The organism is Enterococcus sp. RTP21361st1_A6_RTP21361_211029 (assembly GCF_040910045.1).
Taxonomy (GTDB): domain Bacteria; phylum Bacillota; class Bacilli; order Lactobacillales; family Enterococcaceae; genus Enterococcus_D; species Enterococcus_D gallinarum.
Genome location: NZ_JBDGBK010000085.1, coordinates 1 through 15,193 on the forward strand (window position 1 = coordinate 1; position 15,193 = coordinate 15,193).

General features: G+C 39.6%; 15 protein-coding genes and 1 pseudogene. 12 read left to right on the top strand and 4 right to left on the bottom strand.

The genetic code is table 11. The annotated features are described in order from the left end of the window. Positions 1-228: 228 nt before the first annotated feature. Both AB5Z52_RS13150 and AB5Z52_RS13155 read right to left on the bottom strand, forming a co-directional pair. Positions 229-720, bottom strand: coding sequence for an AGE family epimerase/isomerase (locus AB5Z52_RS13150; RefSeq protein WP_079997653.1), 492 nt, complete (start codon positions 718-720; stop codon positions 229-231). Between the two features lie 402 nt (positions 721-1,122). Then, complete coding sequence (locus AB5Z52_RS13155) at positions 1,123-1,254, bottom strand: hypothetical protein (RefSeq protein WP_021150757.1); 132 nt, start codon at positions 1,252-1,254, stop codon at positions 1,123-1,125. Between the two features lie 149 nt (positions 1,255-1,403). Here AB5Z52_RS13155 and AB5Z52_RS13160 point away from each other — a divergent pair, with 149 nt between their 5' ends. The 12 genes from AB5Z52_RS13160 (at position 1,404) to AB5Z52_RS13215 (ending at position 14,552) form a co-directional block, all read left to right on the top strand. After that, the gene (locus AB5Z52_RS13160; RefSeq protein ID WP_002372634.1) at positions 1,404-2,345 is read left to right on the top strand and encodes a hypothetical protein; all 942 of its coding nucleotides are present in this window, start codon (positions 1,404-1,406) and stop codon (positions 2,343-2,345) included. Between the two features lie 122 nt (positions 2,346-2,467). Beyond that, the gene (locus AB5Z52_RS13165) at positions 2,468-3,778 is read left to right on the top strand and encodes an ABC transporter substrate-binding protein (protein WP_003128918.1); all 1,311 of its coding nucleotides are present in this window, start codon (positions 2,468-2,470) and stop codon (positions 3,776-3,778) included. A gap of 219 nt (positions 3,779-3,997) precedes the next feature. After that, positions 3,998-4,915: a carbohydrate ABC transporter permease gene (locus AB5Z52_RS13170; protein ID WP_002320609.1), complete on the top strand. Its 918-nt coding sequence runs from the start codon at positions 3,998-4,000 to the stop codon at positions 4,913-4,915. Positions 4,916-4,918: 3 nt separating this feature from the next. Further along, on the top strand, positions 4,919-5,743 hold the full coding sequence (locus AB5Z52_RS13175; RefSeq protein ID WP_002320610.1) for a carbohydrate ABC transporter permease: 825 nt from the start codon (positions 4,919-4,921) through the stop codon (positions 5,741-5,743). Between the two features lie 25 nt (positions 5,744-5,768). Then, positions 5,769-6,374: a hypothetical protein gene (locus tag AB5Z52_RS13180; RefSeq protein ID WP_137264832.1), complete on the top strand. Its 606-nt coding sequence runs from the start codon at positions 5,769-5,771 to the stop codon at positions 6,372-6,374. Beyond that, positions 6,367-8,589: an alpha-galactosidase gene (locus AB5Z52_RS13185; RefSeq protein ID WP_003128922.1), complete on the top strand. Its 2,223-nt coding sequence runs from the start codon at positions 6,367-6,369 to the stop codon at positions 8,587-8,589. Before AB5Z52_RS13180 ends, AB5Z52_RS13185 begins: the two co-directional genes overlap by 8 nt. Positions 8,590-8,676: 87 nt before the next feature. Further along, complete coding sequence (locus tag AB5Z52_RS13190) at positions 8,677-9,390, top strand: GntR family transcriptional regulator (protein ID WP_003128923.1); 714 nt, start codon at positions 8,677-8,679, stop codon at positions 9,388-9,390. Between the two features lie 130 nt (positions 9,391-9,520). After that, complete coding sequence (locus tag AB5Z52_RS13195; RefSeq protein ID WP_002372641.1) at positions 9,521-10,405, top strand: ROK family protein; 885 nt, start codon at positions 9,521-9,523, stop codon at positions 10,403-10,405. Continuing rightward, entirely contained in the window at positions 10,405-11,382 is a 978-nt protein-coding gene (locus tag AB5Z52_RS13200; RefSeq protein ID WP_002372643.1) for an acetylxylan esterase, read from the top strand. Before AB5Z52_RS13195 ends, AB5Z52_RS13200 begins: the two co-directional genes overlap by 1 nt. Positions 11,383-11,388: 6 nt before the next feature. Then, positions 11,389-12,777 (top strand): glycoside hydrolase family 1 protein, encoded by a 1,389-nt coding sequence (locus AB5Z52_RS13205; RefSeq protein ID WP_003128926.1) that lies wholly within the window; start codon positions 11,389-11,391, stop codon positions 12,775-12,777. A 553-nt stretch (positions 12,778-13,330) separates the two neighbouring features. After that, positions 13,331-13,777 (top strand): organic hydroperoxide resistance protein, encoded by a 447-nt coding sequence (locus AB5Z52_RS13210; protein ID WP_002372647.1) that lies wholly within the window; start codon positions 13,331-13,333, stop codon positions 13,775-13,777. Between the two features lie 85 nt (positions 13,778-13,862). Continuing rightward, positions 13,863-14,552, top strand: a complete 690-nt coding sequence (locus AB5Z52_RS13215; protein ID WP_137264834.1) for a Crp/Fnr family transcriptional regulator — start codon at positions 13,863-13,865, stop codon at positions 14,550-14,552. 44 nt (positions 14,553-14,596) lie between these two features. Here the strand turns inward: AB5Z52_RS13215 and AB5Z52_RS13220 are convergent, their stop codons facing one another. Both AB5Z52_RS13220 and AB5Z52_RS13225 read right to left on the bottom strand, forming a co-directional pair. Then, entirely contained in the window at positions 14,597-14,788 is a 192-nt protein-coding gene (locus tag AB5Z52_RS13220) for a helix-turn-helix domain-containing protein (RefSeq protein ID WP_137264835.1), read from the bottom strand. A 70-nt stretch (positions 14,789-14,858) separates the two neighbouring features. After that, positions 14,859-15,131: pseudogene (locus AB5Z52_RS13225) on the bottom strand (ATP-binding protein); the annotation flags it as partial. Positions 15,132-15,193: the final 62 nt, after the last annotated feature.

The window sequence follows — 15,193 nt, forward strand, 5'->3', positions numbered from 1 at the left end:
GGGCCTTTTAGGCCGAGGCCGGTAAGAGAGGCTTCTAGCCGAAGAGCAAACCACCCGTTTCACGGGTGGTTATGATTACCTAGATAGGCGTGCAATTGTTTCTGTGTACATACGACAGGTATGGTAAGGGGCCTTTCCAAGCGTTGGCGATATCTTCTGTAGAATCTGGTGTCCATCATTGATGAGGTAGGCATACCATTCACTGTTAGATCGAGTATCCACAAAGTTTCATTCTACCATTTCGAAGTGGTGAGTAGCCAATTCATAATAGACCTTACTATTAGTTAATTGATACAGGTTGTAAAAGCCGATGATTGCTTCTGCTAGCGTCCACCAAGTTTTTCGAGTCGAGGTTTGAAGGGTATTTGAATGATCACAAATGATTTTGTTGTTATCGAAGCCTTTGGTAGCTACTTGAGTACCAAGATTTTCAATAAATTGACTGACTTGCACATCTTTGATACCAGTAACAGTCAAAGTCCGTTGCAATACCCAAATGGTTTCAATGTCATGGCTAAAACTGATTTCTTGGCTTAGAGGACACCAATCAGCATTGAAAAATTGGAGGCAGTTTGCTGGGGTCGCAATCTTATCTGTAAAGACAATGAGTAATCTTTGCAAGGTAGTTTTTACATCGAATGTTGGCGTCGTCATGTAGAAATTTATGTATGCCTCTAAAAAGTGCAAATGGGTATTAGTGGTAAAGTCTAGATCTGGCAAATCGCTGGGTCCGATTGATTGGGAGGGAACGGGCTACCAGTTGTGGGAAAAATCCTCCTGATAACCATTTGTAAGAGGGTCATAAGACTTCTTTTCGAGAAAACTAAAGAGCGTGGTTGCCATTTTTAATGCAGACAGATCATGAAAGTCTAAGTAATACTCGCTAAGAACATAGAGGGCAAAACTATTAGCATAAGTGGTTTTATTGGGATCAGAGAGTATTTCAGTTGCGGTTAGCTCCCAGAAGATCCCCTGGGTTTTCCTGGTCCCAACAGACTTACCGGAAAAATTCATAGGCAGGATTCGCAGCAGTCTTTAGGCTAGCTAAAAAAGACTCAGTTAAGGATTTGTCTTGTAAAATGCGGCAGCAATGACTAAAACTCCATAAATACCGGGCGTTCATCAAGCAGCTCTTATTAGTAGTGGGATCTTATCCCGGCGACCGTAAAAACCATCATGAATTAGATCCATCTTACCTTGCCAGAAGGGGATGATTTTTTGAGTGAGCTGCGTGTACAATTTTTTCTTATCCAAAAAAGACCTCCAATTTTATTATATTTACTATATCATATTGTATAAATCATTATAATCAAAAGTATATATTTTTGTTGTTTTTTTCTTCTTCGTCCTTTATAATATAGAATTGAAATCGATTACAAAATAAAACGTGGAGAAGTGAAAAGATGGAAACTATCAATGGGATAACTTTTGGGTTTATGAGCCAACGGGGAGACTGGCAAGATCCAATGAGTCGAGAATCATTACGCATGATGAAAGAAGAGTTAGCTGCAAGTCATGTGATATTACCAATTACTGTCACACAAGCTCATCCTCAGTCTACCAAAATCGATTGGCAAAGTGACAACGTTTTAATAGATGCAGAAGTGAAAGGGATGATCGCTTACGCTCAGGGAATCGGGTTGAAAGTAATCTTGAAACCCATGGTCAATGTGGCAGATGGTACGTGGCGAGCGCACATCAATTTTTTTGATTACGATGTTCCCTGCGAGCCGACTTGGAGCCAATGGTTTGATTCCTATCGTGAATACCTGAATCACTATGCAAAACTCGCTGAAGAGACAGGGTGTGTCATGTTGGTAATCGGCTGTGAATTGGTTAATAGTGATCGACGGGAAGCTCAGTGGCGGGAAACTATTTCCCAGATTCGACAGCATTACAATGGTCTACTAACTTATAATTGTGACAAGTATCAAGAAAATAATCTAACTTGGTGGGATGCTGTAGATGTCATCTCTTCATCAGGCTATTATCCGATTGACAAATGGGAACAAGAATTGGATCGGATTGAACAAGTGGTAAATCACTACCAAAAACCTTTCTTCTTTTGTGAAGTGGGTTGTCCAAGTCGTGAAGGAAGTCAATATCTACCCAATGATTGGAGTTTTTCAGGGGAAGTTAGCATGATAGCGCAATCACGATGGTTTGAAAAGATGTTTACTGCTTGTGACAAGAGAAACTGGATTCAAGGCTTTGGTATTTGGGACTGGAAGGCGCGGTTATATTCGCGAGAGATGGCGCTCAAAGACGACGATTACGGAGTTTACGGTAAACCGGCTGCAGCGATCATTCGAGAATTTTACAAAAGTACAAAACAATATATATAAAAGTATATACTTTGAAATGGGAATGTAGTATTATATTTATGTAATCGTTTTCCATTTCTGACGTAACAGGCCATGAACAGTTTTTGGTAACAGCACTTTATTAATTTATAGGAGGAAGTAACATGAAGAAAAAAATGCTAGGTTCAATGATCGTCTTGGGAGTAGCAGGTTTAGTTCTAGGGGCATGTGGAAACAACAAAGATTCAGCTAATGACAAGGATGGTGGGAAAACTGAGACCATTACCTTCATCAACCACAAAACCGACTGGGAAACCAATGGAAAATGGGATGAATACATGACAAAATTCAATGAGAAGTACCCGGATATCAAAGTAGAAATTCAAACGATTACAGACTATGCTGGCCAAATTAAAACCCGGATGAATAGTGAAGAATATGGGGATGTTTTGATGATTCCAGGAGATATCAAGCCAGAAGATTATGGGAACTTTTTTGAACCACTTGGTAAAAAGGAAGAGCTCAGCAAAGAGTATATGGGTTTAAATGATCGGTCCTATGATGGCACGAGTTATGGCTTACCGTCACAGATGAACGCCACTGGGATGGTGGTCAATCAAAAGGTCTTCAAAGATGCTGGTATTGACGAATTTCCACAAACACCAGAAGATTTTGTAGCAGCATTAAAAACAATCAAAGAAAAAAATACTGATGTGATGCCGCTATATACTAACTATGCGGCTGGTTGGACATTATCAAACTGGGACTTTGTTCGCAGTGGTGCTTCTGGTGATAAAGACTTTACCAATAAGATGACTTCAGACAAAGAGCCATTTGCAGCGGGTAAAGTGATGAATACGATTTATAAAACCCTATACGATGTTAGCAATCAAGGGTTGATTGAGGCTGACCCAACTACATCTGATTGGGAACAATCAAAAGTAGATATGGCTAATGGTAAGATTGGGATCATGGTTTTGGGAAGTTGGGCGGTACCACAAATCAAAGACATCAATGCTGATACTGCTGAGGACATTATCTTCCAACCATTTCCAATGACTGCCGAGGATGGTAAACAATATTTGCCAATTGGAGCAGATTATAACTATGGGATCAACGTTCATAGTAAGCACAAAGAAGCGGCGCGCAAGTTGATCGACTGGTTAGTCAATGAATCAGACTACGCGGAAGAAAACGGGGGCTTGTCAGCAAAAATTGGAGCAGATTATCCAGAATCATTGAAGGCTGCACAAGATGCTGGGGTTGAGTTAATTGAAGAAAATCCAGCACCAGCCGGAAAAGAATCATTGTTTAGTTCAATCAATGACCAATCTGAACTAGGTTTGGGTACGACAGATGCTGAAAAGCAACGAATCATCGATGCAGCAGTTGGTAACTCTAACGAAAGCTTCGAAGCTATTATGAAAGACTTCAATACACGCTGGTCAGATGCGATAGCAGAAGTGGGAGAGTAAAATTTTTTTAGAAGTCACCCTAGCAGTTAGGAAAAGACTTTTGATTGATAGCAAATAAAGTTTTGATTGTAGGCACTAACTTTTGTCTGGCAACTTGTGCCAGGCAAAAGCACAGTGTCGTAAAGAAAACTTATCTTGGTAGTAACTTCTTTTGCAGGAGTACATAGCGATTGCGGACCGTGGTCGATATGAGGGGTTTTAGAATAAGGAGGAGCCAACATGAATAAACAGGGAGAGTTTACCATGAATAAGACGGTGAAAAAATCCCGTTTTAGCCAAAAAACTGAAAAAAGAATCTTGATCTTTACTTTTACCATTATTCCGGTATTTTTATTATTAATGTTATCTTATTATCCTTTAGTGAAGATGTTCCAGTACAGTTTGACAGAGTGGAATGGTTATTCCCCAGACAGTAAATTTGTCGGACTAGATAACTACAAGACAGTCTTAACCAATCCAAAATACTTTACCGTTTTTAAAACCAGCTTGTATTACTTCTTTGCAACTTTTTTGCAATTGGGTGTCGCTTTATTGTTTGCAACGATTTTGTCCTTTAAGGTCAAATTTGCTAATTTTTGGAAGGGGATTTTGTTTTTCCCTTACTTACTAAATGGGGTAGCAATTGGATTTATTTTCTTGTACTTCTTTAAAGGTGATGGAACTTTGGATACAGTGCTATCGGCGCTAGGTTTGGAGAGTCAAATTCGGCTATGGTTAGGAGATCGCTCCATCAATAATATTTCTTTGGCCTTTACTTCCTTGTGGCGTTATACCGGCTTTAACTTTTTGATTTTTTTAGGAGCAATCCAGTCGGTCAATCCAGAAGTTTATGAAGCAGCCGAAATAGATGGGGCTAATCGTTGGGATGAGTTTCGTTATATCATCGTACCGAGTATTCGCAAAATCATCTTCCTAAATCTGATTTTGGGCATAAGCGGCTCCTTGAGTGTCTTTGATATTCCATATATTATGACTGGAGGATCCAACGGCACCATGACCTTTGTAATCCAAACCATCGATACTGCCTTTAAGTATAATAAAGTTGGTTTAGCTTCAGCGATGGCAGTTATTTTACTCGTGATTGTCTTAGTGGTGACGTTGATTCAACGGAAATTTATTAGCGAGAAGGAGGCATAGAAGATGAAAAGACAATTTTCTATCGGACGTATACTTCAATATTTGATTTTGATTATCGGGGCAGTGGTTGCCGTACTACCAATCCTGGTAGTTTTTATTGGCTCTTTCAAATCCAATAATGAATTTTTGTCTACCAGTGTCTTGTCGCTACCAAAGTCATTGGACTTTAGTAATTACAAAACTGCGTTTATCAATGGTCAGATGTTGACAGGTTTTAAAAATACGTTGCTTATTTTTTCAATTAGTATGGTAGGTAAGCTTTTGTTAGGCTCGATGTTTGCCTATGTTATGAGCCGTTTTGATTTTAAACTGAAAAAGCCGATTATGGCTTTGTTTATGATGGCAATGTTGATTCCTGGCATTACTAGTCAAGTAGCGACGTTCCAAATCATTGAAGGAATTGGCTTGTTCAACACGATTTGGTCAGTTATTTTACTAAATTTGGGAACAGATGTGATTTCCATCTATGTTTTTTTGCAATACTTAGATGAAATCCCAGTCTCTCTAGACGAATCGGCCTATTTGGACGGGGCCAACTATTTTGGTATCTTTTGGCGGATTATTTTACCGAACTTAAAGGCACCTATTGTCACTATGCTAATCATCAGCGGTGTGGGTGTTTACAATGATTTCTATAATCCATTCTTGTATATGCCCGATCGTAAACTAAAAGTGATCTCCACGGCACTCTTTGCATTCAAAGGCCCTTATGGAACCAACTGGCCAGTGATCTTAGCCGGGGTAATTATTGTTATTTTACCGATTTTGGTTGTCTTCTTGGCTTTGCAAAAATACATTTACAATGGTGTTGCTGGTTCTGTGAAATAAGCTTACCGGAAAAGGAGGGTTACTGGTGACCGAGAAGTCCAGTAAATTAGTAGTTGCAGTGGAATTACTCTATGTCCTAGTAAAGTGTTCCTTGCATTTTTGGGGCTGGTTAGTCACTGGTGGCTTTATTTATGGCTGGGTTAGTAGCCATAAAAAGTTAGTTTTTTGTGTCGACCATCCAGAAGCCTTACAAGAAAAGCTCTGTCGACTAACCAAGAAGCTACCACCTACGAAACTGTGCGAAAAAGTGCTATCTGTGGGCGTATTTTTGTCCTTGGCGATCTTTTTATCTGGTGCGTGGCTCGGTAGCACTTCACTAGGCTTGTTTTTTAAAGTTACTGGGGGATTATCTTTGCTTCTTTTCTTACTCTATAATGCACACTGGGTCTTGGGAACAGCGACGTATGACGAAATGAAGGAAGCTCCTGTTGCTATTGGGTATCAGCTATTACTTCAGACATTACGACCCAGTTTGCTAAATGGCTTCATCTTGGGGTCCTATGCCTTTTGGATCCTATTATTGCTGGTCAGTCCCTTGCTGTTTTTCTTGGTGGCTCCTGGCGGAGTGGCCTATTTACTGAAAAAAGGCTCGCAAAAATTTCGTGAAATGGAAGGAATAAATCATGATTAGTGTCAATCCTGAAAGAAGAGAGTTTCACCTAAAAAATCAGAACATTAGTTATATTTTTCGGGTAATGGAAGAGTTAGACGTCTTGGAACAACTCTATTTTGGAAGTAGTATTCCTATTTATGATCAATATGATTTTTTGATTGAAAGAGAAATACGTCCCGCTAACAACCAAATCAAGCAAAACTACACTACTTCGTTGGAACATATCAAACAAGAAGTGGGCCTCTATGGTACCACTGATTTTCGCTATCCCATGCTACGGGTACGCTATCCAAAAGGAGATCGTATTAGTCACTTTACCTATCAACACTATCGGATTGAATTAGGAAAACAGGCACTTTCTGGCTTGCCTGGCAGTTTTGGTGAAGCGGGGGAGACTTTAATTATCACCTTGCAAGATCGTTATTCACCTTTGCAAGTCGAGCTTTACTATACCTTGTTTGGTGAAGAATCTGTAGTGACCAGACAAATGAAGATCATCAATCCTAGTGAGACGACCTTTGAGTTATTGGACTGTCTGAGTTTTAATCTGGATCTTCCAAATCAGCACTATGATTGGCTACACTTGGATGGAGCTTGGGCGAGAGAAACCCAGATTAGTAGAAATTCCATTGCTTATGGTGTGCAAGAAGTCGCCAGTACTCGTGGAGCCAGCAGTCATGTCCACAATCCTTTTATGGCTGTTTGTGAGTCCAATGCGACGGAAGAACAAGGAAAGATCTATGGCTTTAGCTTAATTTATAGTGGCAATTTTGTGGCACGTTTGCAGCTGGATACTTATGACATTTTGCGAATTCAAATGGGTATCAATCCTTTTGAATTTGCTTGGCAATTAACTCCAAAAAGCACATTTTTGACACCGGAAGCAGTACTGGTGTATAGTGAGGCCGGTTTTAATGGTATGAGTCAAAGCTTCCATCATTTTTTCCAAGAGCACTTGATATCACCTCGCTGGTCTCATAAGCAACGACCTGTTTTAATCAACAATTGGGAAGCCACTTATTTTGATTTTGACAGTGAGAAATTATTACAAATCGCTGAAAAAGCAGCAGCAATCGGTGTGGATCTGTTTGTGTTGGATGACGGCTGGTTTGGTACTCGGAATAGTGATAACGGCTCTTTAGGTAATTGGCAGGTGCAGCTAGCCAAAATACCAGAGGGGATCTCTGCCTTTGCGACGAAAATCAATCAATTAGGTTTGGAATTTGGGCTGTGGTTTGAACCCGAAATGATTTCTACGGATACACCCTTGTATGAGATGCACCCTGAGTGGGTAATTGGTAATTCTGAGAAGCAAATCTCTCATGGACGGAATCAGTTTGTCTTGGATTTTAGCAACCCAGAAGTGGTGGAGACAATTTTCCAGCAAATCGATTGCGTTCTTGCTTGTGGCAAAATTACATACCTGAAATGGGATATGAATCGTTATATTTCAGAACCATTTTCCAATTACCTCGCCGATGGTAATCAAGGAGAGTTGTTCCATCGCTACATTTTAGGTGTTTATGACCTGTATGAAAAAATCTTAGCAAAATACCCCGATTTGTTGATTGAATCCTGCGCTGGTGGCGGTGGCCGTTTTGATCCTGGGTTACTCTACTATGCACCCCAGACTTGGGCCAGTGATGATACTGATGGGGTCGAACGCTTGAAAATTCAATACGGGGCTTCGATGGTTTACCCATTAGCTAGTATCGGTAGTCATTTGTCACAGATTCCCAATCATCAAGTAGGGCGTTCGCCAGGACTGACTTTTCGTAATCAGGTAGCGATGTTTGGTACTTATGGTTTGGAGTTGGATATTACGAGGATGTCAGATGTAGAGCTACAACAGGTAAAAGCAGCGATTGCCACCTTTAAAGAATACCGAGAATTGATCCACGAGGGGCGTTTTTATCGTCTCAATAGTCCTTTTGATAATACCCAGTGTAGTTGGATGGTAGTTTCAAAAGATTTGAGTGAAGCTTTGGTGGCGGATTATCAAGTGTTGGGTAAACCGAATCCGGCTTATCGTCGTTTATTATTGGCCGGTTTAGATTTGGAAGCTAATTATCAAATCAATCAACTGCCACAATTACGTTCCGGTAAGGATCTTTCTAGCATTGGCTTGATTATGGGTGGCAACTATGTCGGTCGAGCAAAAGACTATTGGTCCCGTCAATTGCCGGGGGATTATGCGTCTCAACTGTATCATTTACGACGAGTAGATAAATAATTTCAAAAGGACAGTGGCTGGCTATTTCCATTCGGTAGCAGATAGGATAAGATATTAGGATAAGCCATAAGTGGAGGTAACATGACGATGAAAAAATATATCCTTATTTCCAGTGATATTCGTAAGAAGATACTGGAAGGTGTATATCAAGCAAATCAACAAATTCCCTTCGAAAAAGATCTTTGTGTGGAATATGACGCTAGTAAGATGACGGTGAAAAAGGCCTTAGATATGTTAGTGTCAGAGGGATTGATTATCAAACGTCGTGGATCCGGTACTTTTGTCAAGGATTTGGCGACCGATGAAATAGAACGAATTGCGGTGGCTAATCAGTTTCGTGGGACGACTGCTCTCAATCCAGGAAAAGAAGTTAAAAGTAAAGTTTTGGAGTTTAAGGTAATAGAAGCGGATAACTTGGTAAAAAATAAATTAAATATGCAGGAAGATACTTTCGTGTATGATATTTATCGGGTGCGTCACATTGATGGCAAGCCGTTGGTTATGGAAAAAATGTACATGCCTATCGATTTGATTCCTGGTTTGAAAAAAGCCAATATTGAAGGGTCCATTTATGAATATATTGAAGAAGATCTCGGTTTGAAAATCCAAAGTGGGCATCGACGCGTCAGTGTCCGAAAGGCGACTGAAATCGAACAACAGTATCTAGAATTGGATTCGGGAGATCCGGTGGCAGTGGCAGAGCAAATTGCTTATTTTGATACAGGCATCGCTTTTGAGTACTCCATTTCAGTTCATCGTTATGATAGTTTTTCGGTGGAGTTTGTCTTAACGAGAGAATAAGTAAGCGGAAAAATCCTCTTTCCGCTTTTTATTTTGATTTTCAAATTTTAAAAGTATATACCTAAAAATAAATAACTACTTACAATGAAAATTAGTGTAGGTAAGTAGACTGAGAAAGTAGGGGGAATTCTTGAGTATTTTAGCAATTGATATTGGGGGTACGAGTATCAAATATGCTCTGTGGGCAGCAGAAGCCTTGACCGAAAAAGGTTCCTTTGTGACACCCGTGACTTGGGAGCAAATGAAGATGGACCTAAAAGCCACTTTGCATAATTTAACCAGTTGTAGTCAGACACCGATTGAAGCGGTGTCGATCAGTGTACCCGGAGCAGTGGACAGTGATCAGGGGATTATCGGGGGCTACAGTGCGATCCCCTATATTCATAAAATTCATTTTGTTGCAGAATTAGAGGAGTTATTGGAAAAACCTGTCTTCGTGGAAAATGATGCCAATTGTGCAGGGTTAGCAGAAGCCTTTTATGGTGCTGCCAAAGATGCCAAAAGTTCAGTTTCTTTCATCATTGGATCGGGAATCGGTGGAGCCGTGGTGTTGGAGCGGAAACTAGTCAAGGGGCATAACTTATTTGGAGGCGAATTTGGCTACATGTTGGCGGAAAATGGACAAACGTTAAGTGAGTTAGCCAGCCCTGTTCATGCTGCAAAGCGCTATTGCGAACAGAAAGGTTTGGTATCAGGTATTACAGGTCGAGAACTATTTGATATTGCTGACACTGGAGATCAATTGGCTCAACAAGAAGTTCAACAATTGTTCCGAGCCTTGGCGATTGGTATTTATAATGTTTGCTTGGTCATCGATCCTGAAGTAGTCTGTATCGGTGGTGGCATATCAATGCGCAAAGATCTATTGGCTCCGGTAAAAGCCCAATTATGTTTGTTACAACAACATCATCATTCAGAGGACCAACGAATTACTGTGAAGATTTGTCAGTTTCAACAAGATGCTAATCTGATAGGAGCAGTGGCAAACTATCACTTACGAAAGGAGCAAGTTTAATGTATGCAATAGATGCAAAAAAAAGGTGGCAAAACTATCAAGGGAGTCAGCGAAAGCCTGCTGATTTTGAAGCTTTTTGGCAGGCAGGGTTTCAAGAGGTAGATGATTTGGGGACAGACTATCATTTAGAGCCTCATCCCTTGAATTCTTCAGTAGCAGAAGCATTTGATTTAACTTTTACAGGTGTTCAAGGAGCCACCGTCCATTGTCAACTCATTCGGCCTAAACGTCTGCAAAAAAAGTCTCCCCTCTTGCTTCAATTTCATGGGTATCACTCAGATGCTGGGGATTGGTCAGACAAGGTCGCTATGGCTGCTGAAGGCTTTTGGGTAGTGGCACTCGATGTTAGAGGACAAGGTGGTTTGTCAGAAGATGTGGGATTGACCACGAAAACCAGTCTGAAAGGGCATATAATCCGGGGAGTGGAGTCTGGACCAAATGATTTATTTTATCGAAGTGTGTTTCTCGATATTTACCAGTTGACTCGGCTAATGGTAGCAGAACCCCAAGTGGATACCAGCCAACTGTATACCTATGGTGCGTCACAAGGAGGAGCTTTGGCGTTGATTTGTGCGGCTGTTGCTCCGGAAATCAAGGAATCTTTTGTTTGTTATCCGTTCCTAAGTGATTATCGCGAAGCTTATCGCTTAGATGTAGAAAACTCTGCCTATGAAGAGTTGGCTTATTGGTTTCGCTTTAAAGACCCCTTGCACCAACGAGAAGAAGCTTTCTTTGAAACATTGGATTACATTGATTTGCAATACTTTGCTCCTTGGATCAAAGGGAAGGTGCATTGGGCAATTGGCCTTGCAGATACAGTCTGTCCACCGAAAACCCAGTTTGCTGTGTACAATCAGCTAAGTAGCGCAGCTGACAAAGAAATGCTATTTTATCCAGAGTATGGCCATGAATACTTGCCAAAATTTGGCGATCATATGCGGCAGTGTTTAGCCGACGTTTTGAGAGAAAAGGAGTAGAATGCTATGTTGACATTTCCAAAAGATTTCTGGTGGGGTGCAGCCACATCTGGTCCCCAATCAGAAGGCCGTTTTCAAAAGAAACATGCCAATATGTTTGATCATTGGTACGATATTGAACCTGAAGTTTTTTATGACCGAGTGGGGCCAGATATGGCTTCGAACTTTTACAATAGCTACCGAGAAGATATCGCATTGATGAAGCAAACGGGATTGAATTCCCTTCGCACCTCGATTCAATGGACCCGTCTCATCAAGGATTTGGAAACCAATGAAGTGGATCCAGTGGGTGTTGCTTTTTACAATAATGTGATTGATGAGTTCCTCTCTCAAAATATCCGACCGATTTTTAACCTCCATCATTTTGATTTGCCAGTGGAGCTTTACCATAAATATGGCGGTTGGGAATCGAAGAAAGTTGTCGATTTGTTTGTGGGATTTGCTGAACAATGTTTTGCTTTGTTTGGTGACCGTGTGAAAGACTGGGTGACCCACAATGAGCCGATGGTGGTAGTAGATGGGGAGTACTTGTTCCAATTTCATTATCCAAAATTGGTGGATGGCAAGAAAGCAGTACAAGTGGCATACAATTTAAATCTCGCTTCCGCTAAGGTCATGGCGAAGTTTCGCGAAATGGGTCAACCACAAGCTGGTGGCCGGATTGGTACCGTGTTAAACTTGACGCCAACTTACGCAGCTTCAGATGCTGAAGCAGATCAAGAGGCAGCCCGAATTGCCGAACTGTGGAACAATAAAATGTTTCTCGACCCAGCCATCAAAGGGGAATTTCCTGTGGAATTGCTAGAATTGCTGACTAAGGATGGGGTATTGTGGCAGTCAACTGCTGATGAGTTAGCTTTGATTAAGGAAAATACTGTTGATTTTATCGGAGTGAATTTCTATCATCCAAACCGGGTCAAGACACCTGACATTGCTCCAAATTCAGTGGGTGCCTGGATGCCTGATCGTTATTATGATGCATATCAAATGCCTGGCCGTCGCATGAATATTGACAAAGGTTGGGAAATCTATCCCAAAGCAGTGTATGACATTGCCATCAATATTCGCGATAATTATGGCAATCTACCTTGGTTTGTTTCTGAAAATGGCATGGGGGTTTCTCGGGAAGAACGCTTTATGGATGAAAAAGGGCAAATTCTAGACGATTACCGCATAGAATTTATCAAAGAGCATCTCCAATGGTTGCATAAAGGGATTGAAGAAGGTTCCAACTGCTTTGGCTACCATCTATGGACTCCTATCGATTGCTGGTCCTGGAGCAATGCCTACCGTAACCGCTACGGCTTAATCGCTAATGATATTCACACTCAGATTAAGACGATTAAGAAATCTGGGGAATGGTTTAAGACATTGGCGGAGAATAATGGTTTTTAAAAAGATTTAGGAGGGAGGAGTGAATTTGTTTTCAAAAACTCCTTTGTGTTGGAGTAAATGGAAAATCTGAACGAACAATAGGGTTTATTGATGAAAAGTCATTCTAGTTTCTTCAGTGCTTTGTCAAATGGTGTTGTTTTGACCAAATCACACTTTAGGAAATGCTTTGGCATTTCCTTTTTTGATGTACCCTGCACGGGTAGCAACTTTGTAGCTGATGGAATCTGAAGGAAACCTAAAGCAAAAAATTATATCATAGTTCATCCATTTTATAACTAAATCAAATATCATTCGAATTCAAGGAACAGTGGATGTGTTTATTGCGATAGGTGGTTCTTTTGGAGGCGCAATAATAGCTTTGTTAATATTTATTTACCTTAACAAAAAGACCAATAAACATAGCTAATAAAGTTCAAGTAAAGAGATATACTGCATCCAACGATATTTTTTCATAAAGTTATTCTTAACTTTATGATTCTTGATTTAGATCAATGCCAACACCAACTTTATTTCCTAAAATAGGACCATAAAAGTGAAAAGGAGTGACTTCAATATGTCAGATTACAAAAAAATTTACGAAACAACAGCGACTAATACCGGTGGCCGTGATGGAGTGAGCTATTTAAATGATGGATCATTTGAAGTGAAGATTTCTACACCTAAAGAAATGGGAGGATCTGGGAGTGGAGTAAACCCAGAACAATTATTTGCTTTAGGATACAGTGCTTGTTTTCACGGGGCATTAGAAATTGTTAAGGGTCAACGTAAAATTCATCAATCTTCACAAGTTACACATACAGTAAAATTATACAAAAAGCCAGACGATGTGGACTTTAAATTAAGTGCTGAGATTCAAGTTGCAATTCAAGATTTAGATTTAGAAGAAGTTCAAAAAATTGCTGAAGAAGCGCATAAAGTTTGTCCATATTCTAAAGCAGTAAAGGATTCCATTGAAGTTTCAGTACGCGCTGTTCTTTATGATGCAGATAAAGAAAAATAAGTATAGAAAATCGTTCACTGATGATATTACATGAGTGAACATTTTTTTATGCTATACTAACCACAAAAAGAGGAGTAGTAAGAACATGATTGATTTCACAAAATATGATCATTGTATAAGTACAATGCCTTTATTTCAGGGATTGTCCCTCACTGAAATTCAATTTATCCAAAGTGATATTACAGAACAAGCTTTTTCTGCAGGACAGTTTATCTATCAAGCAGAAGATATACTTGAATCTCTTTATCTTATTCAAGAAGGAAAAGTAAAAGTTTATCGCTTAGGTTCTTCAGGTAAAGAACAGGTGATTCGTATTTTAGAACAGGGTGATTTTGTGGGCGAGCTGGCATTATTTGAAGAACAACATTATGGATGCTTTATAGAAGCAATATCACCAACTAAAGTATGTACCATTCAAAAGGACAACTTTAAGCGGATTTTACTATCGCATCCCCAAATAGCTCTAGAACTTTTATCAGAAATGGCGAGACATCTTGATAATACAGAACGATTAACTGTAGGAATCACGACTGAAAGAGCAGAAACACGCTTAATTCAGTATTTGTTAGAAGAAAATATAAAGCAAAATACAGAGCAGATAAAATTGGAAACTACGAAAAAAGAACTTGCTTCTTATTTAGGGATGACTCCAGAAACACTTAGTAGATATTTAACAAAACTCACTAGGAATAATCTAATAAAGCAGCCAATTCCTAATATAATCGAGTTAACAAATGTAACTGAATTGAAAAATTTAATGGATAAGGTGAGGTAGATAAGAAGAAAGGGAGAAGCAAAATGCATCTCCCCAAAATGAGCTTATTCCTTGATTTCAAATTTTGAAATTGCTAGATAGACTGCAATCATACATTTTTGATAACAATCTTGATCGTATTTTCCGTTTCTCCACGATTTTTTGTGCATCAACGAGCTGAATCTTTTAAGAATGGCTTCAATGGCTTCTTCATTTCCAGCTTTTGCTAAAATAAAATCTTCTTTCAGTGTATTCATAGACCATCTTCCTTTCCATAAATTTAAATATTATTTATGGGAGGTGGTCGTATTAAAAGTGAAATCGAGTAAGTTTTAAATAAGCATAATTTTCTCCTGTTTTATAATTGGACATTTTTTTCATCTCTAAACTTCTATTAATCATTCGATTGTAGAAATCATCTATACATTCAGAAATATCTTCTTTCTTGTAATAGACATTTTCCATAACTGTACCTAAATCAGCTAAATCTGCATTTTTGGGGTCTAAAATAAATAATTTAGCTTTTGTTCGTAGTAGGGCTTCAATAATTGTAAGAATGAAATATGTCTTCCCACCACCGGTACCGGGAGCGTCAATAATTTTGTGTAAATGATTCTTCCCTACTGCAGATTGTTTCTAATTCTCAATCAGTTGGCTTAGCA